General features: G+C 63.5%; 23 protein-coding genes and 1 pseudogene. 12 read left to right on the top strand and 12 right to left on the bottom strand.

The window, feature by feature from the left end:
- Positions 1–19 precede the first annotated feature (19 nt).
- The 6 genes and pseudogenes from MUG96_RS08070 to MUG96_RS08045 all read right to left on the bottom strand — a co-directional run.
- Positions 20–1,411 (bottom strand): annotated as a pseudogene (locus MUG96_RS08070) (glycosyltransferase family 39 protein); the annotation flags it as partial.
- 266 nt (positions 1,412–1,677) lie between these two features.
- On the bottom strand, positions 1,678–2,121 hold the full coding sequence (locus MUG96_RS08065) for a GtrA family protein (RefSeq protein WP_246988181.1): 444 nt from the start codon (positions 2,119–2,121) through the stop codon (positions 1,678–1,680).
- The gene (locus tag MUG96_RS08060) at positions 2,118–2,867 is read right to left on the bottom strand and encodes a glycosyltransferase (RefSeq protein ID WP_246988179.1); all 750 of its coding nucleotides are present in this window, start codon (positions 2,865–2,867) and stop codon (positions 2,118–2,120) included. The genes MUG96_RS08065 and MUG96_RS08060 overlap by 4 nt, the downstream gene beginning before the upstream one ends.
- A 134-nt stretch (positions 2,868–3,001) precedes the next feature.
- The gene (locus MUG96_RS08055; RefSeq protein WP_246988177.1) at positions 3,002–4,135 is read right to left on the bottom strand and encodes a beta propeller repeat protein; all 1,134 of its coding nucleotides are present in this window, start codon (positions 4,133–4,135) and stop codon (positions 3,002–3,004) included.
- Positions 4,136–4,213: 78 nt separating this feature from the next.
- A complete protein-coding gene (locus tag MUG96_RS08050) occupies positions 4,214–6,181 on the bottom strand; it encodes a hypothetical protein (RefSeq protein ID WP_246988175.1) in 1,968 nt (655 codons plus the stop codon).
- Positions 6,182–6,252: 71 nt separating this feature from the next.
- Positions 6,253–7,257 (bottom strand): DUF1616 domain-containing protein, encoded by a 1,005-nt coding sequence (locus MUG96_RS08045; RefSeq protein WP_246988173.1) that lies wholly within the window; start codon positions 7,255–7,257, stop codon positions 6,253–6,255.
- 303 nt (positions 7,258–7,560) lie between these two features.
- Here MUG96_RS08045 and MUG96_RS08040 point away from each other — a divergent pair, with 303 nt between their 5' ends.
- Together MUG96_RS08040 and MUG96_RS08035 are read left to right on the top strand one after the other, a co-directional pair.
- Entirely contained in the window at positions 7,561–7,782 is a 222-nt protein-coding gene (locus tag MUG96_RS08040) for a hypothetical protein (RefSeq protein WP_246988171.1), read from the top strand.
- A gap of 167 nt (positions 7,783–7,949) precedes the next feature.
- On the top strand, positions 7,950–9,125 hold the full coding sequence (locus MUG96_RS08035) for an FG-GAP repeat domain-containing protein (RefSeq protein WP_246988169.1): 1,176 nt from the start codon (positions 7,950–7,952) through the stop codon (positions 9,123–9,125).
- A 21-nt stretch (positions 9,126–9,146) separates the two neighbouring features.
- Here MUG96_RS08035 and MUG96_RS08030 read toward each other — a convergent pair whose 3' ends face one another.
- On the bottom strand, positions 9,147–10,346 hold the full coding sequence (locus MUG96_RS08030; protein ID WP_246988167.1) for a Gfo/Idh/MocA family protein: 1,200 nt from the start codon (positions 10,344–10,346) through the stop codon (positions 9,147–9,149).
- Positions 10,347–10,550: 204 nt separating this feature from the next.
- On the opposite strand from MUG96_RS08030, the gene MUG96_RS08025 reads away from it, so the two are divergent.
- Positions 10,551–11,639 (top strand): DUF354 domain-containing protein, encoded by a 1,089-nt coding sequence (locus MUG96_RS08025; protein WP_246988166.1) that lies wholly within the window; start codon positions 10,551–10,553, stop codon positions 11,637–11,639.
- 29 nt (positions 11,640–11,668) lie between these two features.
- Here the strand turns inward: MUG96_RS08025 and MUG96_RS08020 are convergent, their stop codons facing one another.
- A complete protein-coding gene (locus tag MUG96_RS08020) occupies positions 11,669–12,688 on the bottom strand; it encodes a glycosyltransferase family 2 protein (RefSeq protein ID WP_246988165.1) in 1,020 nt (339 codons plus the stop codon).
- Between the two features lie 435 nt (positions 12,689–13,123).
- Here MUG96_RS08020 and MUG96_RS08015 point away from each other — a divergent pair, with 435 nt between their 5' ends.
- The 6 genes from MUG96_RS08015 to MUG96_RS07990 all read left to right on the top strand — a co-directional run bounded on the left by MUG96_RS08015 (position 13,124) and on the right by MUG96_RS07990 (position 19,736).
- A complete protein-coding gene (locus tag MUG96_RS08015; RefSeq protein ID WP_246988164.1) occupies positions 13,124–13,708 on the top strand; it encodes a metal-dependent hydrolase in 585 nt (194 codons plus the stop codon).
- Between the two features lie 54 nt (positions 13,709–13,762).
- Positions 13,763–14,662 (top strand): polysaccharide deacetylase family protein, encoded by a 900-nt coding sequence (locus MUG96_RS08010; RefSeq protein WP_246988163.1) that lies wholly within the window; start codon positions 13,763–13,765, stop codon positions 14,660–14,662.
- A 144-nt stretch (positions 14,663–14,806) separates the two neighbouring features.
- A complete protein-coding gene (locus MUG96_RS08005; RefSeq protein ID WP_246988162.1) occupies positions 14,807–15,811 on the top strand; it encodes a lipid II:glycine glycyltransferase FemX in 1,005 nt (334 codons plus the stop codon).
- On the top strand, positions 15,808–17,334 hold the full coding sequence (locus tag MUG96_RS08000; protein ID WP_246988161.1) for an alkaline phosphatase family protein: 1,527 nt from the start codon (positions 15,808–15,810) through the stop codon (positions 17,332–17,334). The genes MUG96_RS08005 and MUG96_RS08000 overlap by 4 nt, the downstream gene beginning before the upstream one ends.
- Position 17,335: 1 nt before the next feature.
- Positions 17,336–18,628 carry an antibiotic ABC transporter permease gene (locus tag MUG96_RS07995; protein WP_246988160.1) on the top strand — a complete coding sequence of 431 codons (1,293 nt, stop codon included), beginning with the start codon at positions 17,336–17,338 and terminating at the stop codon, positions 18,626–18,628.
- Positions 18,618–19,736 carry a glycosyltransferase family 4 protein gene (locus tag MUG96_RS07990; protein WP_246988158.1) on the top strand — a complete coding sequence of 373 codons (1,119 nt, stop codon included), beginning with the start codon at positions 18,618–18,620 and terminating at the stop codon, positions 19,734–19,736. The genes MUG96_RS07995 and MUG96_RS07990 overlap by 11 nt, the downstream gene beginning before the upstream one ends.
- A 9-nt stretch (positions 19,737–19,745) precedes the next feature.
- Here MUG96_RS07990 and MUG96_RS07985 read toward each other — a convergent pair whose 3' ends face one another.
- Complete coding sequence (locus MUG96_RS07985) at positions 19,746–20,327, bottom strand: acyltransferase (RefSeq protein WP_246988156.1); 582 nt, start codon at positions 20,325–20,327, stop codon at positions 19,746–19,748.
- A 147-nt stretch (positions 20,328–20,474) separates the two neighbouring features.
- Positions 20,475–20,687: a hypothetical protein gene (locus MUG96_RS07980; protein ID WP_246988154.1), complete on the bottom strand. Its 213-nt coding sequence runs from the start codon at positions 20,685–20,687 to the stop codon at positions 20,475–20,477.
- Between the two features lie 547 nt (positions 20,688–21,234).
- Between MUG96_RS07980 and MUG96_RS07975 the strand changes: the two genes are divergently transcribed.
- Positions 21,235–22,443: a hypothetical protein gene (locus tag MUG96_RS07975; RefSeq protein ID WP_246988152.1), complete on the top strand. Its 1,209-nt coding sequence runs from the start codon at positions 21,235–21,237 to the stop codon at positions 22,441–22,443.
- Positions 22,444–22,559: 116 nt separating this feature from the next.
- The gene (locus MUG96_RS07970; protein ID WP_246988150.1) at positions 22,560–23,912 is read left to right on the top strand and encodes a nucleotide sugar dehydrogenase; all 1,353 of its coding nucleotides are present in this window, start codon (positions 22,560–22,562) and stop codon (positions 23,910–23,912) included.
- A gap of 18 nt (positions 23,913–23,930) precedes the next feature.
- Here the strand turns inward: MUG96_RS07970 and MUG96_RS07965 are convergent, their stop codons facing one another.
- A complete protein-coding gene (locus MUG96_RS07965; RefSeq protein WP_246988148.1) occupies positions 23,931–24,206 on the bottom strand; it encodes a winged helix-turn-helix domain-containing protein in 276 nt (91 codons plus the stop codon).
- Positions 24,207–24,524: 318 nt separating this feature from the next.
- Here MUG96_RS07965 and MUG96_RS07960 point away from each other — a divergent pair, with 318 nt between their 5' ends.
- Positions 24,525–24,731 (top strand): DUF7563 family protein, encoded by a 207-nt coding sequence (locus MUG96_RS07960; protein WP_246988146.1) that lies wholly within the window; start codon positions 24,525–24,527, stop codon positions 24,729–24,731.
- Between the two features lie 8 nt (positions 24,732–24,739).
- Here the strand turns inward: MUG96_RS07960 and MUG96_RS07955 are convergent, their stop codons facing one another.
- On the bottom strand, positions 24,740–25,285 hold the full coding sequence (locus MUG96_RS07955; protein ID WP_246988144.1) for a DUF7344 domain-containing protein: 546 nt from the start codon (positions 25,283–25,285) through the stop codon (positions 24,740–24,742).
- Between the last annotated feature and the right edge of the window lie 279 nt (positions 25,286–25,564).

Below are 25,564 nucleotides of genomic sequence, written 5' to 3'. Positions count from 1 at the left end.
CTGTGTAGTTAGAAACAACTTACCCAGTTTGAGTGGCATTAGTCGGAGAGAAGCGCAACAGTTCGAGTGCCCAGGGCGTCCCCTCCCGTTCGCGGAGTTCGTGCGTCGAGTTCAATTGTTCGAGGAGAGCGTCGTTGTGCGCGGGGGCGGTGTGCGAGAGGACCAACCAGACGGTGTCGTGTCCGGTTGCAAGTTCGCCTACGTGACCGGACGGGGCCGACTGGTAGATAGGATGCAAGCCGACTTCTTTCGCCGAGTTCTCGGCGACCGTTCGGACCGTGGCCGGCGAGTCCTCGGCGTAGTACGCGTAGGCGACCTGTGTATACTCGTCCGTAATGAGAACCAGATCGTCTTCGTCGGCGTGGCGGTCGATGCGGTCGGTCACCTGCGACCACGGTTCCTTGGAGTCCCGGGCGTAGTACCCGGGCAAGGGGAGCAGTAATCCGGCGACGAGGAGGACCGCGACGAGGTGGCCAGCCGTGAATCGACGAGTCAGACTGACGCCGCGTGCAAGCAGCACGTAGAACCCGATCGCAGGTATGATCGTGAATCGCACGTCGTAAATCGGTCGCACTGCGTACGAGAGCGAGACGCCGAGGGCGAGCGGACCGATGAGCAAGAGCCCGAAAAGGATCCCTCGCACACCGGAGAGGGAAGTGACGTGGCGAAACGACCCTTTATAAACGGGCAGACCGGCGAAAACGGTCCGCGGACGGGCATCGTCGGAATTGACTACCGTCTGGAAGATCCAGAATCCGACCGTGAAAACAGTAATCGAAACGACGAGTGCGAGCGAAACGCGCGTGCGACTGCCGATAATAAGTCGATCGCCGGTTATCCACTGGACTGGCGTCAACAGTAGGTCGACCATCGAGGGCTCCGAAAAAGCGGCGATAACCGAGTTGCCGTGCGGGAGAAACGCCCGCCAGAGAAGGACACCGAGCCACGGTGACAGCAACAGTCCGATTGCGAGATAGGAGACGATCCACGACCGCCACGGCGCGGACTGGTGGTCGTTCCACCGTTTCCACAGAACAACAGCCACATAGACTGCGTGTGCGCCCAGCACGAAGAGTCCCCAGACGTGCGTATATCCGAGTAACACGGCACTCGTGACGTACGCGGCGAGGTGTCGGGAACGCATCGAGTCGACTGACCGGTACAGGAAATACGTCGCGAGGACAGTCAGGAACACCGCCAGCGCGTACATCCGTGCCTCCTGTGAGTACCTGATGTATACCGGCGAGACGGCCATCAATAGGGACGCGAGTACCGCAGTGTATCGGTCGAAAACGGCATCGGCGAGGAGATACAACGCACCGACTGCAGCAGTACCGAAGAGAACTGACGGGAACCGAAGCGCTAGTTCTGACCTCCCGGCGACCTGTGTCCATCCATGCAGGACCACGTAGTAGAGGGGGGGTGCGGGTCAGTGAGCGGCAGCGAAAAGAGAACGTCTTGGAGTGACCGCGACGTGACGAAGTGATACGACAGTGCCTCGTCGAGCCACAAATCGTGCTGTCCCGCACGGTAAAGTCTGAGGACACCGGCGATCGCGAGAACGGACGCTACCACGCTGTCTGAAAACTTCTCTATTCTCCCCACCATGTATCGAAGAAAATCACAACAGACACTAAAGAAAAGGCTCTATACTGTGTCGACTGACCGATATTTTCGCTATCGGATCACGCGCCACGTGAACCGACTCTCGAGCACGTAGTTCACAACGAATCCGACCCCGATTCCGGCGACGTTGGCGGCCAGGTACCAGACGCCGAACTGCTCGTGGAGGACGTGGAGGACGACCAGTGCGGTCGCGGCGCCGCCGATACGGACGGTGTTCGAGGTCAGGAACCGTCGCGCGAGCGCGGCGTAGCTGACGGTTCCGGTCTCGGAGAACGTCCAGTTCTCGTTCAACAGGAACATGAGGACGATTGCCGCCTCCGCGCTGGCGATTTTGGCGAGAGTCGGCTGGACGGCAGCGAACTCTACCACGGCGACGAGGACCGCGTTGTCGACGACGGCCCCGAGGATTCCGACGGAGAGGAACTGCCCCATCCGAACGACCGACAGGAGTTCGCCGTACGTCCCCTGGAAAACGTCCTCGACGATGGATTTCATATCTCCGGCAGGCCGTCACGAGCTCGCGAGACGAAGCGATGGAACTGATTGCCCGAGACGAGTTTCATCCGGTGGTTAATAGAAACGAGTGCGACCCCGAGTTCGAGCGCCGTCCGTATCGGATCGACGGTCGAGCCGGGCTGGTCTTCCCACGTGACTGGAACCTCGGTCACCTCCATGCCGTACGCCTCGGCCATGCCGATGACCGCGAGGTCCCACGCGAACCCCGGTTCCTCGACGTGCTCTCGTATCGTCGTCCACGCTTCGCTCGTGAGTGCCTTCGCACCGCACTGGAAGTCGTACAGGTCGACCCCGAGGAGATTGCGAGCCATCAGGGCGAACACGTCCCCCATCCGCTGGCGAACTAAGCTCTGGTTGCTCGCGATGGTCGCGTCCGGGTGCCGCCGTGAGCCGACACTCACCTCCGCATCGCGGGTCCCCTCGATGACGGCACGGAGCGAGGCCGGCGGCGTGCTCCCGTCGGCGTCCGCGAACGCCAGCACGTCGGTATCGAGGGCGTCGAAGCCGTGCGTAATCGCGGCCCCCTTCCCCCGCCGGGTCGGAGAGACGTTGACTGTCGCATCCAGTACCGAGAGTCGTTCTCGCATCGAGTCGGAGTCGGGTGCATCGAGTTCGATGCGGACCGAATCGAGAGGGATCTCCGCGCGGACCGACCGAACGTACGAAATCGTCTTCTCGACAGCGGGGTCGTACGCCGGTACCACCAGCCCGATGGAACGGGTCATCGCTCGCACGCAGGGAGCAGAGAGGCATAGTTAGTCGCTGTATATATCACCAACCCGCGACGTATCGAGCTGTTATACGGCGTCGAGCAGGCCACTTTCCGTGGTCTCCGGTGACGGGCCCGGCCACGGGCGTTTCACCCCGAACGCCCGTCGGTGAGCGATGCGAGTCGTGTCGGCGACACCACCAGCACCCGACCGTTTGCAGTGTCCGTGTTGAACGGGTTCACGAGGAGACCGTTCCGTGAGTGACTCGCGAGGTATACGTAGGCGTTGGCACTGGGAACCCCTGGGATCGCATCGGCTATGCGTGTCCGTCGCTCGAACCGTACCACGTCGTACCAGTCGTTGTAATCGGACTCCGAGGACGCGACCACGACGCGCGCGGTGTTCGTACCCGCAGTCTCGCGGTCGGGGGCGGTTCGGTCCCGTCCAGTCTCCACGGCTGTCGCGAACGCGACCCAGTACTCGCCACCGCTCTCGACGGTCGCAGCGTAGTAAACCGAGTTGTCGGTCGCCCCCACGGTGACGGGCGTCGCGTTACCATCCGCATCAAGAGCGTCCCGGTCGAGTCGGTAGAGTCGGTTCCGGGACGCGTAGCCACAGTCCATCCCCCACAGCACCGCAGTCGGCGTGAACGCCAACTCGACAGCCCGCCACGTCTGGTCGCCGCCGCCGACCCGTTCGAACGTCGGTTCGCCGTCGGTGCCCGGTCCGTTCCGGAGGCGGCCGATAGCACACTCGCTGTCAGCGTCACCGGTCGTCACCCAGATATCGCCGGTAAACGGGTCAACCTGGACTGCGTGAACGTGGCGCGCCCTCGGCAGTCGACACGCTGTTTCCCAGCTCCGACCGCCGTCCGACGACGCGAGGACCCGCGGGACTTCGGTTCCGAGCGGGTATTCGCCGAGGTACACGCGCTCATCGGTCCGACAGAACGCGCTGGGAAGTACCCCCATCGGTCCCGACGAGGGTGGCAGGTCGAGGCGGTGCGTCCACGTCTCGCCGGCGTCGTGCGACGAGTACAGTCGCGGCCCGACGGTGACGATCCAGTCCGAGACGGAGACCCGGAACACAGAGGCCGTCGTCACGTCGCCGACGAACGGGCGAACGAGCGACCGGAACCGACCCGTCGACAGTCGTCGGATCAGTCGCGGGTCGTCGGGTGACGGTATCCGACCGACTTCGCTGAACGTGTCGAACACCGTCGGTACGACCGGCTGGCTGTCAGCCACGTCGGTCGCCACCCCCTCGTCGATCCGCCCAGACACGATGGTGGTCCCGCTGATACCGTAAACAGTGTCCCGATGAACGCCAGCGAGCCTCACTGAATCCCCCCAGTTACCCCACTAGCCACCGTGTGAGAGTTTCAGTGGGCTGTCCGTTCGCTGTTCTTCGGTCACATTGTAGAGTTCGCCGGGCGGCGTTGGCAGGTCGATGTAGTACGACCGGAACTGCCCGTTCGTCTGGACCCGGTGGACCATAGGCTGGGTCCTGACCGCCTCGAAGCTCGCGGCCGAGTAACGGATTCCGTCCTGTGCCTCGATCGCCCGCCGTCGGTCGACCTCCGTAATTAATAAATGACTGTCACTCCGCTCGGCCCAGTAGGCCGACGCGACGCGGTCCCGGAGGTCCCACATACCCGACTCGGGTACCTGTTCACCTAACACCGGCTCTGGAGTGACGGGACCGGGGTACCACGGCGTCCCCGGCCTTGCGGAGAGTGCCCGCTCGTATCTGGCGATGACGAGCCCGGTATTTCGGAAGAGGACGGGCTTGGGTTCGTTGGTCGGTTGGTTCGCGAACGACTCCTCGAATCCCGACATATGCTGCTCGGAGACGTGGTGGTTGTGGCGGAAAATGTACGGCGAGGGGTAGATAGCGATGACCGAGAGGATCAGAGCGAAACTAAAGAACACGACCAGAAGCGGCTGTGCGAGTCGATTTCTCTCCAGCCCGGACCAGAGGTGGTAGAGAGCGATTGGCGCCAGGATACTGACGACGACGAAAACGAAGCCAATGTGTCTGAAGAAGTGGTGGGCGACTTCACCGAGAAACTGTGAAAAGAAGTACGGCGCGAGGACGATGCCGGCGATAGTGAGTACGGTGACGGCTGTATCCGCCTCGGTCTTGAGCCTGACCCACCCGACGAACTTCGCGACGACGAGGGCCAAAACGATCACCGCGAAGACTGTCTCGACGGTAAACAGCTTCGCGAACAATTCGAAGAGGGTGATCCCGATCTCACGGGCTGACTCCTGTCGACTTTCGACGTTCGGAGCGATGTCATCCCTGCCGAGGAAGTACTCGACGAGGTTCTCCTGCGTTCGCTCTACGACGACCGACGCTTCCCACTGGTTCGAGTTCCAAAGGTAAAACAGCCCAGAGAGCAGAGCCGACTGACCATACACGGTACGCGTCCTACCGATTGGGTGTTTCCAGTCGGTCCGCCGGACTGCGAACTGCAATCCTGCGAGGACGAGGAAGATGACGATTACGTCGAACGCCAACTGCGGGTGATACAGGATGAGCACCAGCCCGACGAACGGCATGAGGAGACTCACTGGGGTGAGCGAACCGGGCAGGCTCGTATCTCTGGCCCCGCCGTAGATGTGCACGACGAGCAGGTAGAACACGAGCGGCGAGAAAAGTGTCGCTAACGAGAACGGGTGGAACTGAATGAACGTCCCGACGTTGGTCACCGGCATGAGTAGGAACCCAGTGAAACCCGCGAGCACCACTGCCCGAGGATCCCGGACGATCTCCCGGACGGTCAGCGGCACGAATGTGATGAATACGAGCGTACACACGGTGACGACGAATAGCATCGCGCGGGGGATGCTGATACCCGCTACGCCGCTGATAAGGACCGCAGTCGAATGCCCGCTGGGGTACAGCATATCGAAGAACGGCAGGAGGCCAACGGCCAGGTTCCTCGTGAAGGCCAGATGATTCAGACCGTCGGACAGTCCGTAAAACTGGTACCCGCGAATGATCGGGAGGGAGATAATCGAAAGGATACACATCCCACCGAGGACTAGGGCGAGTGACCCGAGTGTCGCCTCCGAGTGTCGAATCGAAACCAGGAGTGCGATCAGGGTCCCGAGGCCGATGAGAACCCAGAACAGCAACGGAGTTGCCCCGTAGATCGACACCTCGTATCCCGTCGCCGGCGAGTTGTGCGCGACCAGGGTCGCGATAGCCGTGGAGAGGAACCCGATCACGAGGCCGACTTTACCGATTCGATATCCGGGACTAAACAAGCGGTCCCACCGACTGGCTTGTTCTTTGAGGATGTGATCCTGAGGGAGTGCCACGGTTCATCGAACCTCCGTTTCGATATTTGTTATGGATCTTTTACCGGGACAGGGTACCAGTATGAACTCGGTCATTGTCTGTCTGGCGCGGACACGTTGGTCCAGAAGTACACTGTTCGATACGCGTTGTCTATCGCGGGCTCTGAGGGTACCTCATTGCGGTAGACGAGGTAGACGACCCGCTGGTCGTCCCCGACACGGGGCAGGGAGAGATCGTGACTGAGACTCCGGGTTTCGTTCCCGGGAACCGTCGTCTCGAGTCGCCGTAGCTCGCTGGCCGCGCTGACACCACCCGTATCGACGGTCTGGGCTTGGACGACGATCGTGTAGTCCATCCGCTGGTCCTCGCGGTTCTTCACCGAAAGTACCAGATCCGTCGGCTCGTCTCGCGTCATGTTCGTCGGGTATCCGGATGCGGAAAGTTCCCCTGATCCGTCCTCCGTCAAGAGAGAAACCTGCGTGTACGCGTTCCCGTCTTGGGGTGCAACCAGTGTGAATGTGAGTGCCCCGACGGTCAGGAGAACCGCCGCCGCGAGTGCGATGTTCAACCAGCGGTCGACGCCGTCTCGCCCCGGGAACACTCTGGTCAGGAGGTCCGAGACGCTGGTTCCAACCGCGTACCGTGCCGTGGCGGGTGTTCTGAGTCGTCTAACGGTGCCCGCAACGAGTACTGGGACTGTGAAACTCGTCACCACGCTGAAGACGACCGCCGAGGTGTAGGGGAGTGATAGAGCCGCTATCACCATGGCAACGAGGGGGAGCACGACGACGCTCAGTCCGAAAGCCAGCGCGAGACGGTTCGTGAAGCGAAGAGAAGCCGGTCCGCTACTATCCGGATTCTCGTCTTTCCAGAGGGGTGTCGCATCGTCTGCCGTGGCACCGTCCGCGGCTGGAAATGCGAGAAGCGTCAGAGCGTAGCCCGGAACGAATAGGATCGCACCCATCGTAAGAACCGTCCGGAGTGGATGTCCCGACGACAACGTCGTCGCGAGGCCCGCGGCGAGGAGTACGGTTAATGCCCCGATAGTGTCGACAAAAACCGAACCGGATTCAGCGTTCGGTGAGTGGGTCCCCATTTAGTCGTACAGACCTGTGAGACCAGTTTTGTTATGACGTACATAACGCTGGACGGTGGCAATGAAACAGTACTCTATCGCATCCGTCCGCCAATCCGCGGCGTCCGCTGACGGACGAGTATCGAGCAGGGAATCGACGACACGGTTGATTGCTGTTCCGGCGCGAGTACCGTCTTCGGCGCGTATGGTGCGTTCGATGAAGTGCAGAGACAGTTCGCCTATGCTGGACGAGAACGTGTCGTGCGACCAGCCGCCACTGAACGATACCGTGATTATATTCCGGTCTGTCGCGATTGGGTATCTGTGTCGCCCGACGAGTCAAACCCGACCAAAGCAGACCAGTACGATCATCCCGACGGTACGCTGGAAGTGGTCTTCGCCGTCGAGGACGGAAAAGTTCTCACGATCCGTGAATACGACAGTGTTTCACAGTTCGAACGAAACACCAGCGAAGCGACGTACGCCGGGTCCCACCACGGTGTATTGAATATCCCGGACCTGGAGTCCTTCCGAGAAGACGAATAGATATCGGAGCTGGTGTTCCGTTCAGGTCCCTGACCGTGACACGGCTTCACGCCGGGGACTCACGTGCTCATAGGAGTTACCAACCCGTGTTTCCGCAGCAGGCGCTCGAATCCACGTGACGGTACCAACCGAATAACAATGCGCGGTCTCCTCGGTCTATCGGGGTAATGGCATCTCTCGACGACCTGCCCCAAATCCTCGATTTCAGACACGAAGTCATCGACTCCGACCCCCCGTCGCGACGGTTCGGGTTCTGTCGAACGACGGACCTCACGGGCAACGGCCGCCCGGACGTCATCGTCGGCGGCACCGGAATGAAGGACAACCTCCAGATAAACGGCAAAGGGACGCGGTTCCCGAACTATCCGCGCATCCTACGGGACCTCGTAGGGTACAAGTCGGCCAACGTCTTCTGGTACGAGAACCCCGGCTGGGAGCGCCACACCATCTCGACCACCAACCGGATCGGCGTCGGGTCGGACCTGGCCGACATCGACGGCGACGGACGCGTCGACCTCGTCGCCGGCCAGGCGTGGGACGGGTCCGACGTGTACTGGTACGAGCAGCCGTCCGACCCCCGCGAGCCGTGGCCCGAACACCGCATCACCGACGAGTACAGCCAGTACCACGACGTGCGAGTCGCCGACATCGACGACGACGGCGAGCCCGAGGTGATCGGCGTCGCACAGAGCGAGGAGGTACTCTTCTACTACGACATCCCCGAGGACCCGACGGAGTCGCCCTGGCCCGACTCACACAAGCACGTCGTCACGGACTCGGCCCGGGGGTCAGGAGCGGAGGTCGTCGACATCGACGGCGACGGCCGGAGCGAGTTCCTCTCCGGGACCAGCGTGTACCACCGCGAGGACGACGGCTGGCGGCGCGAACAGTTTGTCGACGGGTGGGACGACGTACGCATCGCCGTCGCGGACTTCGACGGGGACGGCGCGCCCGAGATCGCCCTCGCGGAGGGTGACTCCCCGGTCCACGGAACGCACATGGGCCGGCTCGCAGTGTTCGACCCCACGGACTGGTCGTGGAACATGCTGGCAGAGGACCTCTTTTGCCCACACAGCCTCCAGGTGGCCGATTTCACCGGGAACGGCTATCCCGACGTCTTCGTCGCCGAGCAGGGGATGGGCGAGCACGAGTCCCCCCGGCAGCTGCTCTACTGCAATCTGGGCGACGGCCGGTACAAGAAGCGGGTCGTCGCGACCGGGGTTCCGACCCACGAGGCCAAGATCGTCGATCTGACTGGCGACGGTCGACTCGATGTCGTGGGCAAGCCGTACCACCCCGGCAAGCACGTCGACGTCTGGTACAACGAGTCGAACTCGGAGTGAGTTTCGTCGTCGGGTTCGGCGTCAATCGTCGTCAGTACGCGAGCCAAGCGGCTGTTTGATGTCCCCATCGCCGTCGGCATCGTCCCTCCCCACGGGGAGCATCCCGGCTTCGACCATCGCTTCGAGCGGGTTGTCCTCGATGTCGAGCGGCAGGTCGACCCGACCGCGACGACGGGCCGATTCCCAGCTCGCGAAGACGAGTTCCGTCGATTGGAGAGCGTTCTTCGCGGAGAGTGGTGAAACGCCGTCGCGGCGGACGGCGTCGACGACCGACTCGATGGCGCGCTCGACGTGGGACGGTTGCGGGAACGGTTCGTCCGGGAAGCCGGGGAGGGCCCGCGAGACCTTCGCGACGGCCGCCTTCCAGGTCGGATGGAGCGTGTCGCCCCACATGTTCTCGCCGGTGTCGATCCGGCTCCACCCGAGCGTTCGGCCGTGTCGCACCCGCAGCGGCGGCCCGTCGTCGACGCCGATCTCGATACGGCCCTCGGTGCCGATCAGGCGGACGTAACACCCGACGGCGTCGCTCCCTTCGCCGGTCGAGGCGAGCCCGTGGACCCCGTTCTCGTAGCGCCACTGTGCGATCGCCTGGTTCTCGTTGTGGGCACCGAACCAGCGGTTCTCCTCGCGGTAATCGACGTTCGCGAGGACCCAGTCCGGCGTCGCCTGGTCGGTGAACATCCCGGCGAGGTCGAAGACGTGCGTGCCGGCGTCGAAGAGGTTCATGGCCGAACACTCCACTCGCTGAAGGTCGCCGATGGTCCCGTCGTCGAGGAGTTCCTTGGCCCGTTCGTACGTCGGTCCAACGCGGCGCTGGTGATTGATAGTCAGCTCGACGTCGGCGTCCTCGCAGGCCCGGGCCATCTCCTCGCAGTCTGCCCAGGTCGTCGCCATCGGCTTCTCACAGTGGATAGCGTCCATGCCACCGTGGTCGGCACAGCCGGTGACGATCTCCGCGTGGACGGCCGGCGGGACGGTGACGCTGACGATGTCCGGGTCGGTCTCGGCGAGCATCCGCTCGTAGTCCTCGTACACCCCGTCGACGTCGAACTCGTCGGCGAACTGCCGGGCGTTCTCCGGAACGATATCGGCACAGGCGACGATCTCACAGTCGTCGAGACGCCGGTAGCCGGCAGCGTGTCTGTACGCCATCGCGAACCCGTCACTGTCCGGGTCCTCCGGTGACTCCCCGGCCCCGACGATTGCGATGCGGTATGTCATCCGACTTGGAATCCATCGGCATCCAAAAAAGTAGTCGCCGGCTACACCGGTCCCCGTATGTTGAGGGCTCGACGAGCGGCTGTGACGACGGATATCGCGACTCAATGGTCGTTTCCGGCCGAAAGTCAGGTCAGAGAAGCACGGATACCACCGCGGTAGGAACCGAGTAGTTACCACGACACGGTTCCCGGATTCGGAGCAGTTATGAGATACGTCGTATTTACCAACACGCCGGCCCACGTGCACCTCTATAAACACGCTGTGCGGCGGTTACAGGACCGCGGCCACGCGGTTCGCGTGCTCGGGCGTGACTACGGCTGTACGAAAGCGCTGTTGGAGTACTACGATCTCCCCTACCGGATCTACGGGCACTGTGGGACGTCACAGTCGTCGCTGTTCGCCCGACTCCCGAAGCATTACCTCCGCATCCTCCGTGCCGTTCGTCGCTTCGACCCGGACCTGCTCTTCGGCATGGGCGGGTACGCCGCCCACGCCGGGCTGCTCTCCCGGACCCCGGTCGTCCTCATTCTCGACTCCGAGCCGACGACGCTCGACCATCTCGTCTCGAAACCCTTCGCACGCGCTATCCTCACACCCCATCCGTTCCGGAAGCACCTCGGGGACAAACACTACGAGTTCTCGGGATTCAAAGAGACGGCGTACCTCCACCCGGACGTGTACGAGCCGAACGACAACGTCCGCTCGCAACTGGGGGTCGGGCCCGACGAGCGGTACGTCCTCCTCCGGTTCAACGCGTGGGGCTCGCACCACGACGTGGGCGAGGGCGGGTTCTCGCCGACACAGCGCCGCACGTTCGTCGACAGGCTCGCCGAGTACGCCACCGTCTTCGTCTCCGACGAGGGCGGCGAGTTCGAGTTCGCCGACAGTCCTGCGCGACCGTTCGACCTCCATCCGGCGCTCCTACACGACGCGCTGGCAGAGGCCGCCCTGCTCGTTGCCGACTCACAGACCACCGTCACCGAGGCGGCGTTGCTCGGGACGCCGTCCATCCGGTCGAACTCCTGGGTCGGCGACGACGATATGGGGAATTTCGTCGAACTCGCCGACGAAGGACTCGTGCACAACATCGCGGCGTTCGAAGAAGCCGTCGAAACCGCAGAGGCCATCCTCGAAGACCCCGGCGCGAAGGCTACCTGGCGCGAGCGACGGCGCGAGTACATCGAGTCGCACGTGAACCTCACCGATCTCATCGTGGACACCGCCGAGAACCTCGGGAGCGTCAGCGAGTTCGAGCAGGTCGAGTCCAGAGTGTCGGGAAGCGAATCGCTCTGACGGCGGTCCGTCGACGGGACACCGCTCGCTTACTGTTGGCTCGGTTCGGGCCGGGGGTCGGACTGGTACGCGCGTCCTGCGTTGTACTGGATGTCCAGCACGACCCCGACGAGACAGAGTACCAGCCCTAACACGAGGAGCGGCACGGCGAACTCGGCGAAGAGGAGGCGGCCGGCCGTCAGGAGCGCACCGATGCCGTTGGCAACGCCGAACAGCAGCACGAGGAAACCGATACCGTAGCAGACTGCCGTCACATGCACCTCCTCGGCAACGTATTGCATCCGGAGCCGATGGAAGAAGTTCCGCAGCAGGAGCAGAGACACGGCGGGGACGAACGACGAGTATTCGATACCACTCTCCTCGTCGTCGTACACGGCCGGATGTGGCACTTCCGCGATACGGAAGCCCCCGATATTCAGCATCGTGAGGATGTCGTTGAGAAAGCCGTACCCGTCGTAGAGTTCGTCGATCGGGATGCCCTCGAGTGCGGTCCGTGAGATGGCAGTATACCCGTTCTGGGAGTCCAGCAGCCCCCAGTAACCGCTTGAGAAGTTGGTGATCACAGAGAGCAGGACGTTGCCGAACAGCCGCCAGTTGGACATATCGGCGACGTGATCGCCGTCCTGCAGGCGGGTGCCTTTGGTGTAGTCGGCCCGCCCCTTGAGTATCGGCTCGATGATACGGTCCAGTTCGTCCGGATCCATCTGACCGTCGCCGTCCATGACCGCCACGACGTCGGCACCGTCTCTGAGCGCCATCCGGTAGCCTGTTTTGATGGAGTGACCACGGCCACGGTTTTCCGCCTGCCGCAGCGCGACGATGACGGGCCCAGCGTCAGTCACGGCATCGACGTCGGGCAGCTCCGCCGTCGGGTCCGGGCGGACGTGGGTGCTGTACCGTTTTATTTCGTCCCACGTACCGTCCGTCGAACAGTCGTCGATGGCGTACACGTAGTCGACGAACTCCGGTATCGTCCGGAGGACCGTCCCCACGAGCCCTTCCTCGTTGTACGCCGGGACCACCACGGCGACGCGAGACTGATCGTACATCGGTTATCCGGCCGCTCCCGTCCGAGGACTACACGGACTAGAGACAGAGTCCAGTTCCGTCAGTACCACGTCGAAGCCACCAGCATTGACCACAAGAAGACCCGATGCAGGCTTTGTTATGGACAACTTGCGACCCGGTGGGTACGTTTCATGACGGATTCGCCGTGCGCGACCTTCCCCGATTGGACTGTAACGGCATCGCCGCCCCGAAGCGCGACCGACTTCCGATCTGACACATCGCCACATCCACCACTCCAACCGTGACGACGGGGCGCTGTTGCCCAGGAAAGATGCTCCTACCGACCTCGCCGTGCTGGTATTGACTATCTAACCAAGCACGCGTAGCGTCTGGGTGCGAGCGTGCCGACGCGTTACGCACCATCCGTCGCCAGTCTCGTAACTTCTGTCCGGGGCCGTTCGTGGGAGGCCGACTGAATGTGGCCGTGGGAACACTTCGCCGTGGGGTACATCGTCGTTTCGTTGCTGGGGCGACGCCGCGCGTGTCGCGTCGACGACCGGCTATTCGCAGCCGTGCTCTTCGGGTCGCAGTTCCCCGACTTGGTCGACAAGCCACTGGCCTGGACCTTCTCGGTCCTCCCGAGCGGGACGACGCTGGCACACTCGGTGTTCGTCGCCGTCCCGCTCAGTCTGGTTGTCCTCGCCTGGGGGCGTGGCCGCGGCGACCGCCGCCTCGCGGTCGCGTTCGTGGTCCCGTACCTGTGCCACCTACCGGGTGATGCCCTCTACGCGGCGCTGACGGTCGGTGGACAGCCGTCGTTCGATGCCCTCCTCTGGCCGCTGGTCCCGAAGGCACCCGGTGGGACGTCCGCCGGCCTGATCGGTGAGACGCTGTACTACCTCGGGCGGTACCAGACCTTTCTCGCCCGCCCCGAAGCGGTCCGGTATCTCCTCCTCGAGACAGGGTTGCTGGGCACTGCGCTAGCGCTGTGGGTGGGTGACGGGCGGCCCGGGCTCGGCCTGTTCGGACACATCGTCAGCCGGTTTCGCTCCTGGCAGTAGTGGTAGTAGTCTCATAACAAAACAGGGCGGAACGATGGGGCCGAGTAGACGGGTATGCAATCTCTGTCGAAGTTCGCAGCGTCGGTGCCCGGCGAGTTCGCACTGTGCCTCACCCACGACGTCGACCGGCCGTTCAAGACCTATCAGGCAGTCTACGATGCGGTTCGAGAGCGGTCGATCGACCGTCTCCGGGACCTGCGACCCGGCGTGAACCCGTACTGGCAGTTCGAGACCATCACCGACATCGAGGACCGCTTCGGCGTTCGCTCGGCGTTCTACTTCCTGACCGAGCCCCCCCTGTGGGCCCACGAGCCGCGGTCGTGGTTCCGCCTCAAGAACTGGATCGAACACCTCGGCCGGTACGACCTGACCGCGTCACCGATTCGTGGGGTCATTCCCGACCTAGACGACCGCGGCTGGGAGATCGGCCTCCACGGGTCCCGGAGGGCCGCGTCCGACCCCGAGCGGTTCGCGGCCGAGAAACGTGTGCTCGAATCGGTACTCGGCCACGAGGTCCGGGGCTGTCGCCACCACCACATGACGCTCGACGAACGGACCTGGGACCACCACCGAGCGGCCGGGCTGACGTACGACGCGACGCTCGGCGACGCCGACAGCGTGGGATTTCAGCACGGCTATTACCCGTTGACCGACGACGACGGTCGGTTTCTCGTGTTCCCGCTGACCGCGATGGAGGTCGCGCTCCCGGACCCGTCGGACCGGCCTGGGGACGCGCGCGCGACCGTCGACCGCCTGCTGGAAACGGCCGCACGCCACGATGCCGTGATGACCGTTCTCTGGCACCCGCGATACTTCAGCGAGACGGAGTTCCCGGGTTACCGTTCCCTCTACCGCTACCTGCTCCGGCGCGCGGTCGAGGCGGACGCGTGGGTCGGGTCGCCCGGCGAACTGATCGCCCTGACCGACCGGAATGTCCCCCTGCAGTCCGGATAGGAGCCATCGCTGGACGGACGAACGGCCGAATCCGTCGGAGCGGGTGTCGAGGGTAGCGAGAGTATAACCAAGTCGTTCCCAGGACCCCTCACAGGTAGCTATTCATGACAGTCGCTTCGGGTCCCCAGGCGACAGGGGGTAGGCATGAGCATTGAGGTGGAACGCGTCGCGGACAGGGAGTCGGTCGACTGGGACGACCACGTGGCCCGCTCCGAGATGGGGACGGTGTTCCACCGCTCGGCGGTGCTCGACGTGCTCGAAACGCACGCGGACGCGACCGTGCACTCGCTTGTCGGGTACAAGGGACAGGAGATGGTCGGCCTCTTTCCGGTCTTCGAACTCCGGAAGGGACCCGTGTCCACGGTGTTCTCGCCGCCGCCGCGGCACGGCGTCCCGTCGCTGGGACCGGTGTCGACCAACTACCGGAAGCTCAAACGGAAGAAACGCGACCGGCGGAACAAGCGGTTCGTCGACGGCTGCCTCGACTGGCTCGCCGACGAAATCGATCCCAAGTACACCCACGTCGAGACCGTGCCGGCGTACGACGACGTACGGCCGTTCCAGTGGGCTGGATACGACGTCTCCCCGCGGTTCACGTACGAACTCGACCTCACACAGGGGCGAGAAGCCGTGTTCGAGGGGTTCAGAAGCAACCTTCGGTCGCACATCCGCCGGCACGAGGACGAGGACTACGAGGTGTTCGAGGGCGGTGTCGACGCGATCGACTTCATCCTCGAACAGGTAAGGGCGCGATTCGAGGCCCAGGACAAGTCCTACGAGATCACGACAGAATACGTGGCCGATCTGTACGAGGCGCTGCCCGACGGCCAACTGCGTCCGTACGTCGGCTCCTACGACGGGGAGTGGCTCGGCGGCGTGATCGTACCGTCACTCGACGACAGGATGTTCTACTGGCAGGGCGGTGGCAAGCCGGACGCCCAGGTGCCTATAAACGACCTCATCCACTGGCGGGCGATCCAGGACGGTATCGACCACAGCGTCAAGACCTACGACCTCACGGGCGCGAACACGCATCGCATCTCCGAATACAAGGCGAAATTTAACCCCGATCTCGTGCCCTACTACGAGATCGAGCAGGGGACCCGGACGATGAACGTCGCCTCGGACATCTACCGGAAACTACGATGACCGAACTGCTCTCGCTCGGCCTCGACGGGGCTGCCTGGCACAAGCTGACCAATATGATAGCCGACGACGAACTCCCGGCACTGGAGCGGCTGGTCGAGACCGGTGCGACCGGGACGCTCGAGAGCGTCCACCCGCCGGTCACCTGTCCGGCCTGGCGGTGTTCGACGTCCGGGAAGAACCCCGGCAAGCTGGGCGTCTACTGGTGGCTCGACCTCGACCGCGAGACGGGGGCGATGACCTCGCCCGACGCCCGGTCGTTCGACACCGCGGACGTCTGGGACTACCTCTCGGAGGAGAACCACCGGTCCGCTATCGTCAACGTCCCGATGACCTACCCGCCGCCAGCCACGGACGGGCTGATGGTGGGCGGGTTCGGGGCGCCCTTCGAGTTCGACGTGGCGGACCCCATCACGCATCCGCCGGCGTTCGAGGACGAACTCAGGGACCGCTACGACTGGCGAATCGGAATCGACGACGTGACCGCCAGCGGCGGCCTCGAAGCGACCTACGACCTCATCCGATCCCGATTCGAGTTCCTCCTTGACCTCCTCGAAGCCGACGAGTACGACTACGTCCACCTGACGCTGTTCTACATCAACGTCCTCCAGCACAAGTTCGGCGACGGACCGGAGACGGCGGAGGGGTGGCGCATCATCGACGAGTACCTTGGACGGCTCCCCGACGACCTCACGAAACTCGTCTACTCGGACCACGGCCACGCACACATCGACCAGACCTTCGTCGTCAACAAGTACCTCGTCGACCAGGGCTACCTCGAGTTCGAGGATTCGGCTGCTGACGGGGTGACCGGACGAATGTACGACACGCTGAAACGGCTCGGTATCTCGCCCCGGACCGCAGCCAGAGTCGGCGGTGCGGTACTCCCGGACCCGTTGTTCGAGCGCATCGTCGAGTCCGGCTACCCGGTTCCGACCTTCGAGCTGGCCGACCGCGTCGACTGGGCCAACTCGAAGGCCCTCGCCCTCAGCCAGGGGCCGGTCTACGTCAACCGCGACCTGCTCGGGGCCGAGGCCGAGTCGTTCAGGGACCGGCTCCGGGATGAGCTCGCATCCCTCACCTTCGACGGCCAGACCCCGCTGAAGCGCGTCCACGAGGCCGCCGAGGTGTACCACGGCGACCACTTATCGGCGGCGCCCGACCTGATGCTCGTCCCGGCCGAGGGATGGGAGATATACGGCGGGATCACGCCGTCGCCGGTGGAGCGACAGGTCACGTCCTGGACCTCCGGGAACCACAGGGACGGCATCGTTCTCCTCCACGGGCCGGACATCCAGGCACAGGAGTTGGCAACACAGTCGCTCGTCGACGTGATGCCCACCGTCCTTCGGTACTTCGGCTGTCCGGTGCCGCGTGACGTCGACGGGACGGCCATCGAGTCGGCGTTCGAGACCGGCCTTCCGGATTCGGGAACGCGGCCGCCGCTGGACCCGGACGCCGCGACAGCGACCGAAGAGAGCGACGAACTCGAACGGCGACTAGCCGACCTGGGGTACCTCGAATAGTATGGGCGTGGACTCGCACTCCGGCGTCCGTCGAGACGCCGTCGATGGGACCGATTCGGGAGCGGGTTCGGGTGGGAGTGACGGCGAGTCACTGGCCGAATCGCAACTGCTGAAGGTGCTCGCGTACGGACGCGAGCGCGACTACACCGGCTGGGACCTCTACGACGGCGAGAGCAGCCGTCTCCTGGGACTGCTCCCGATCGAGAGCAAGTGGGTGAACCTGTGTTTCCAGCAGGTCGTCCGACGCGCGCCGGTGAACCTCCGTCGCCCACTGCTCGTCGAGAAGCGGCGGAACTTCATGGGCGGTGCGCTGTTCGCCCTGGCGAACTTCGCGGCGTACGACTTGACCGGCGACGAGACCTTCCGGTCGGAGGGACTGGGACTCGCCGACTGGCTGCTCACGGAGGCGCCCTCGGGGTACAGCGGCTACTGTGGCGGCCACAACCACCCGGTACAGGGGCTACACAACCGAACGCTGCCGGAAGTGCCTGGAGTCGTCGGGACGGCACAGGCAGTCCGGGCCCTGCTGGCGGCGGCCGAGTACGGTGACGGGCGCTACCGAGAGACCGCGCGCTCCGCTGCCGAGTTCGTGTACGAGGACCTGGATTACGAGCGCGTCCCGGCGGGTGCCCGTATCAAGTACAAACCCAACGACACAGGGGAGATGTATACGCTAAATGCCAACGCGCTCGGCGCGCGCTTGCTCCTCGACCTCCATGCCGTGTTCGGAGACGACCGCTACCGGGAGTCGGCGACCCGAATCCTCGACTACGTGGCCGCGAATCAGACGGCTGCCGGTGGATGGCCCTACACCGAGGACCCGTCGTCGTCGCACCTGTCGATGGATAACTTCCACAACGGGTTCATCATCGACGCCCTGCTCCGGTACGAGGCAGTCTGTGACGACGACCGATTCGCCGAGACCATCGAGCGTGCGGTCGGGTTCTACCGGGGCCTGTTCGACGATACCGGAGCCCCTCACTGGGACGAGAGTTCGGTCTACCCCCGTGATATCCACGCCAGCGCCCAGGGGATCGTCACCTTCAGCCAACTCGGTGACAGTGCCCATGCCGGCCGAATCCTGCGATGGACTGTCGAGAACCTCTCTGACGGTGACGGCCAGTTCTATCACGAACAGCGCCGCTTCTACACGAAGCGTATCACACTGATGCGGTGGTGTCAGGCCTGGATGGCTTACGCACTGGCGACGCACGTGCGACACACGAGCGGTATCGCGACCGACCACGTCCTGCGACCGGACGAACGGGAGTACCCGATAGCAGATGGCGACTGAGGGTACAGCCGTCAGCGGTGGGACGGAGCGCGACGAACGGGTAGCGAACGCGTCCGTGCTCGTCGTCTCCGATCATCCGAACCCCGGAAAGATAGCGCGTCACTGGGAGCCGCTGGCGGATATCGCGGGCGAAACGACGATGGTCTGTATCAACGACGCGGACGACGTGGACGGGATTTCGTTCGTGACGGTCCCGGACTTCGGCTACCGGCTGCTCGGGATTCCGCTTCTCCTCCTCGTCGGTCTGCGCGAGGCCATCGGGAACGAGTACGACGTGGTGGCCTCCATCTCGCTCGTTCCCTACGGGACCTTCGGTCTCGTCATCGGCGCGCTCACCGACACGCCGACGCATCTCGGCATCATCGGAGCTGACATCGACCAGCACGCTCGGGCCTGGTACGGCGCGGTTCCGCGGTGGCTCATCCGCCGGTTCGATTCCGTCTCGGTCCCCGGAACGACCCACACGGACAGACTCGTCGACGCCGGCGTCGACCCGGAGCGGATCTTCATCCTCACGAACGCCATCGACGTGGCGGAGTACTCCCCACCAGAGGAGGACGCGGTGCGGGCCTACGACTTCGTGTGGATCGGGCGTTTCAGTCGGGAGAAGGCACCGACGCGGTTCGTGGAGGCGCTCGCAGACCTCCGGGCGCGCGGCCACGTGTTCTCGGCGGTCATGATCGGTGACGGGGACCGTACCGAGGCGACCCGCGAACTCGTCGAACGGTACGAACTGACGGACTCCGTCACCTTCACCGGCTGGGTCGACGACCCGGCGACGTACTACCACCAGTCTCGCGTGTTCGTGCTCACGTCACGGCGTGACGCCATGCCGTTGACGCTGGTCGAGGCGATGGCGACCGGCGTCGCGCCCGTCGTTCCGCGCATCGGTTCGATTCCCGACGTCGCGGAACACGAGTGGAACGCGCTCGTCGTCGAGAAGCGAACTGCCTCGGCGCTGGCCGACGCGATGGAGCGGCTGTTGGAAGACTGCGAATTGCGTCGGGAACTCACGGCGCGGGTCACGGAGGTTCGGTCGACACATTCCTACGAAGCGGCGCGGAACGACTGGCGTCGGATTCTCGCGACGCTCCTCGCAACCGGGTGAGCGGACGCGTCACCGCCGGTTCTGTCCGCTGAGTGGTTCGGGAAGTGGCCGGGTCTCGGCGGGGACACCGACAGCCAGGGTCTCGGGTGGGACGTCGTCGGCGACGACGGCACCCGCGGCGACGAACGCGCGTTCGCCGACGGTCACGCCAGGGAGGACAGTCGCGTTCGCGCCGACCGAGACGTCGGCCTCGAGTGTCGGGCCATCGAGGTCACACTCCCGTCGGAGTGGGTGTGGGTCGTTCGTGAGGACCGCGTGTGGGCCCAGGAAAACGCGGTCGCCGATCGTCGTCTCCGGCGGGACGTAGACGCCGGTCTGCATGCTCACGTCCGAGCCGACTGACGTGTGGCCGTCGATGACGGTATCCGTGCCGACCACGACGTCGTCGGCGATGGTCGTTCGTTCGCGGACGAGCGCCCGATGACCAGTCACGAAGCGATCGCCGATCGTCACGTCGGGATAGACAATAGTATGTGACCGAATGTGCGCTTCGTCACCGATCTTCGGCGGTGCCGACTCGCCCTCTGGCGAGCGCAGTTCCGCCAGGTCGCTCACGATACAGTCCTGTCCGAGTGTAGGAGTGTCAGGCATTCGTCTCGACCGAGCTCTCGCTCACAGGTAGACCAGCGAGTGGAGAATGGTTGTTAAGAGTATCCTACCGGATCCAGGTGCGGTCTACTCGGGACGGTTGGGTCGTGGCCACGGGAGAAGCGGCCGGGGGCGACAGCACCGCTGTCGCTAGACGTGATCGATGAGGTCACACACGGCGTCGGTATCAGCGATGATGAACATCTCGTCGTGAAGCATCGCGTCGTCCTGTGGGAGGATCACGTAGTGGCCGCCGTCGGCCGCCGACTCGGTGATGTCCAACTGGAGGAGGTCGTACCCGAGATCACTCGGCGCCGGGTCCGTCGGAACCTCCTCCCATTCGTCCGATTCAGTTCCGAGCATTACAGTTTCCCCGCTCGGTACATCTGCTCACGGAGCCGTCTCTGTGGCGACCAGACACCCGTCGGGCACGGCTCGTCGCCGCGCCGGTTCACTCGTGATTCAGCGCGGTATGATGTGTCATCTCGACATGAGTCATCGTCCGAACGACGGTGCATGAGTAAGTAGGAGATAGCTACTCTTATAATAGTATTCCAGAGATCGCCCCCACTCGGCAGTAGTTACGTACTAGTTAATTACCAGCTACCAATGCCAGTCCACGAGATGGGGACTCATAGTAAGACAATCATACCGGGCGTCGGGCACCGATCGAGCTACCCGCTACCGGCGTAGAAATGAGTAGGATCACCTTTCCAGCCGCTTTTCCGTGACCTAAGGGAACCGGCGCATCGTCGGTGGGAGTTGGGTAGCGGTCCCACCTTCGCGCTCCGACCCGAACCGTGTCTCTAACAATATCGCTTCTGGCGCTACCCGAGAGTATCCGCGCATGTGGGTCGCGACGGGTGGACGGGCGGTGTGACGAATGCCGGATAGATGGAGACCACGAACTATGCACGAACATACGGGCACGCGGCGGTTGGTGGCGGTTCTGTGTGTATTGGGGCTCGTGACCGCCGGCACGGTCGGTGCAACGGGGGCGGCGGCCGGGACGGAGACGTCGGCCGACGGCGGCCCCGACATCGAGCGCGCGCCGGTCGCGTTCACGGCGCTCGACTCCGGTGACCGCCACATTGAGGTGCACTTCGAAGGATCGATCAGTCTGACCAGGTACGACTTCGTCGTACGGGACAGTGACGGCGACACCGTCGCAGAGCCGACGGTCAACGGCTGGTACAGTGACCCCTCCGAGGGATACCTCTGGTTCGACCAGATTGGGAACCTGGGGGCGGAGAGCGTCTCACTGGTCCTCGAAGACACCTGGACCGGTGAGACACACCGATACGAGATCACGACGACCGATGCGTTCGTCCAGGCCGGCGAGTCGACGACCACGACGCTCGACAGCGAGGGCAGCGCCGAGGTGGCTGTCCTGAACATCCCGGGTCGGGACCCGACTGACCTTGGTTTCGAGATCATGTCGGGCAACGATTCCGTCGCGGCTGACTCGACCGGTGCGGAGACGTTCTCGACTGTCGTGGAGATCGACGCGGCCGCGGCCGAGAGGGGCTTGATGGTCGAGTTCGAGTCGGGAGACACCGTCTCGATAAACGGAGGTGAGTCGGCGGTCGCACAGACTGACTCGGCCGACTCCGAGCCCGACGACAGCGAACGGTTACCCGAGTTCATCGAGTCACGGAAAGTCGAGACCGTCACGGATACGAACTCGTTCGAGGACGGCACGAACATCCTCTTCAGACACGGTCTCGGGATGGGAGAAATCGTCCTCCACAGCTACGAGCACACGTCCGAGGAGATGACGATCGATCGGCTCGATCGGATTCCCGACCGGACCGTCCCGACGCGCGACGGCGAGTCGATACGGGTGTCCGACCCGCCGGGCGAGTTCGTGACGGCAGCCAACGTGTACTTCGAGGACGGCAACGAACCGCTGACGGTTCGGCTGCCGGTCGAGATCGGACAGGCCGAGTACGATCCCGCTGACCTACAGGTCGTCCACTACCACGACGGGACCTGGCAAGAGCTGAACACGACAATCGCCGACCAGGGGCGGGCATACGGCTACCACCAAGTGGTCGTCGAGGGGCACGCACGGAACGCGTCGGTGTTCGCCGTCGTCGCTCAAACAGGCGACGGATAACAAAACCGCTGCCCCACCCTCCTGTGGATGATGGGAGCTGACACCGCGCTACCGGAGCGGCAGGCACGGAACGCGACCTCGCGGAATCGGGATGGATGGAACCAACGGGGCTGGCTATGAGTTCGAGCCATCGACGCCCGGAACTGTACGGCAGTGACGCGGATGCGGAGGCACTCCGGGACGCGTTACGAACGGGTGAACTTCCAGTCGCGGTGTACGGGCTCGGCAAGATGGGGCTCCCGCTGGCAGCCGCGTTCGCCGAACTGACCGGCGACACGATCGGTGTCGACATCGACCCGGATCGCGTCGATCGAATCAATCGTGGCGAATGTCCTGTCGAGCGTGAACCGGGGCTGGCAGACCTGGTCGAACGGACGGTCGAGACGGGCGACTTCCGCGCGAGTATCGACCCGAGCGACGCGTGGGCGGCCAGGATTCACGTCGTCCTCGTTCCGACGTTGCTGGACGAGGCCGACCACCCGGACCTCTCGATGCTCGAAGCCGCGGTCGATGCTGCCGGGGCTGCGCTCTCACCGGGCGACCTCGTGGTCGTCGAGTCGACCGTGCCACCCGGCACCTGTCGCTCGGTCGTCCGTCCACGTCTGGAAGCGGCGAGCGGGCTTTCGGCCGACGAGTTCGGTGTCGCACACTGTCCCGAGCGCACCGCGAGCGGGCGTGCACTCCAGGACATCCGAAGCGCGTACCCGCGTATCGTCGGCGGCGTCGACGAAGCGAGTACCGACGCCGGCTCGCTCGTCTACGACGAACTCACGGACAACGACGTGATCCCGGTCGCGGACGCGAGGACTGCGGCCGCAGTCAAGGTGTTCGAGGGCGTCTATCGGGACGCGAACATCGCCATCGCGAATGAACTCGCGGGGCTGGCGGACGAACTCGGAATCGACGTAAGAGAAGCCATTCAGGCTGCGAACACGCAACCGTTCTGTGAAATCCATCGACCCGGGCCGGGCGTCGGCGGACACTGTATTCCGGTCTACCCCTACTTCCTCGTCAACGGGTGTGAAACCGACACGCCGCTCCTCCGCACGGCCCGTGAGGTGAACGAAGGGATGCCTGCCCAGACCGTCTCGCGGTTGGCGGACCTTCTCACCGACGCGGGTGAGGAAGTAGCGGGCAGTCACGTCTTGATCTTCGGCGTGGCGTACCGCGCCGGTGTCGACGAGACGCGGTTCTCCCCTGGGCTGGCCATCGCTGCTGAGCTCGCCGACAGGGGCGCGTTCGTCGTGCTCGCCGATCCGGTCGTCGACTGTACGGAGTTGGATTACCCGGCCGTAGACGTCGATAGAGTTCAGCTCGCGGACTTTGATGCTGCGATAATCGCGACAGACCACGAGGACGTGGCGTCGATCGACTGGAAAAAGGGCGACCTCGTCGTCCTGGACGGTCGAGGTGCACTCAACGTCGAGGCCGCACACGTGCATACGCTGGGTAACGGCCGGCCGGACTGAACACCGGTTGCGGCGCTCTCAGATCAGACTCTCGGCTGTGATCGTCTCCCAGATCGCGCTCCCGTCCTCGGTTATGCCGTAGACCCGCCCCTTGCGTCGCTCTTCGGAGACGAGGAGTTCGACCAGTCCCTCGTCGCGGAGTTCGCCCAGAGCACGGGAGATGTGGGCGATGCCGACATCCGATTGTTCGGCGATCTGCGAGGGCGTCGCCGGCCCGTCTACGAGGTTTCGGAGGACTACCGAACGGTACCGCGAACTGATGACGAAGCTGACGGTATCCCAATCTGAACTCATTGGGCGGTCCTGCTATCACCAGTTCGCCAGTGGCCGACCGCGAGCCCCGACCAATTATTGCGATGTGCTTCGTTCATACCAGGTGATCTTGCTCGCTTATTTCGTTTCCTCAAGTTTAATTCTGAACTCCCTACTTCTCAGTAATTCTCTCCTTACCCCTCGCTCACGGTACAGGACGGGTGTCGACGGTGGTCATTGTGCCACCGTTCGTCGGGCCAGTTGGCCGGGAACGACACGCCGGTCCAGGGCGACCCTGACAGAGACTACCGGAGGTCGTTCGATGTAATCGTTCTATACTGAAATATATTCGTACTTTTGATGCGGCCAGGCATGGACAGCAGTTTCAGCGCCGAAGAGAGCGAGCAGTCCCCCCAAGTCAAACGACGGTGTCGCGGGTGTGGCGAATACGTGACCGTGCAGTTCGTTCGTGTTTTCGGGGGAAACAACGACGAGGTACACGCGTGTCTCGCCTGTGCGACGATGCGTGAGCTACAGGCGGGACGCGGCGTCTTCGACGAGGGGTAAGTGGCGGTTCAGAAACGTTGGCTGAACTCCTCCGGTGGGCTTGATGTCCGGGATCGCTCGTAGGCGTACTGGATCAACGCCGTCGTCGCCACCGCCACACTGATCAGAATTCCGACAAGCAACGGCGGAATCTGCGGGATCGCCTCGATGTCCACCCACACGAGTACCGACAGGGCCACACTTGCGAGAGCCAGGCCGAGGTAGATTCGCTGCCAACGGATGTCGTCCGAAGAGTCCCCCAGAAACCGGTCTATGCGATCCGCTTCGTCGGTCAGGGCGACGAGATTGTCGTCTTCGGTGTACTCGACGATCCCGAGTGATTCGAGCTTTGGAATATGGCTCTGATAGAGTGAAACGTACACTCGTTTGGATTGCTGGTCGGTCAGCTCGTCGGCCTCGATGTCGTTCTCCCAGGCAGCCACCTTTTCCGCGAGTTCGTTGATGTGGACCGGCCCATCGGCCTGTTTGAGCAGGGAGAGAACGTATCTCCGGCGGCCGTTGCTCAGAATGTCGAATATCTCGTCCTGCGTGAATGCTTCCTGCCCTTCTGTCATCACGGAATCGTTCCTGTGGGAGTGGTGTGGGGTGTGGACATCTGACCGGGTTAGTACGCTACCGTTACGGAAGAGGAGAGACGCCCTTTGTTACACCCCTGCTATCGCCAATAACAGCCGTCTAATATGCAGGGTAGTGGTAGAATCACAGACGAGCACCGCTCGCCGTAATCAGTTCCCCGTCGGCCGGTTTGCGCCGGTGGTGCCGTGCCGGCCGTCGGTCAAGATGTGGATAACAAAGACCGTTCTTCGCTTTCGTTGTCTGTGATTGAGATGACT

Source organism: Halorientalis marina (genome assembly GCF_023028345.1).
Classification (GTDB): domain Archaea; phylum Halobacteriota; class Halobacteria; order Halobacteriales; family Haloarculaceae; genus Halorientalis; species Halorientalis marina.
Note: the sequence above shows the minus strand (reverse complement) of the source record. Positions and strands in the feature narration are given on the sequence as shown.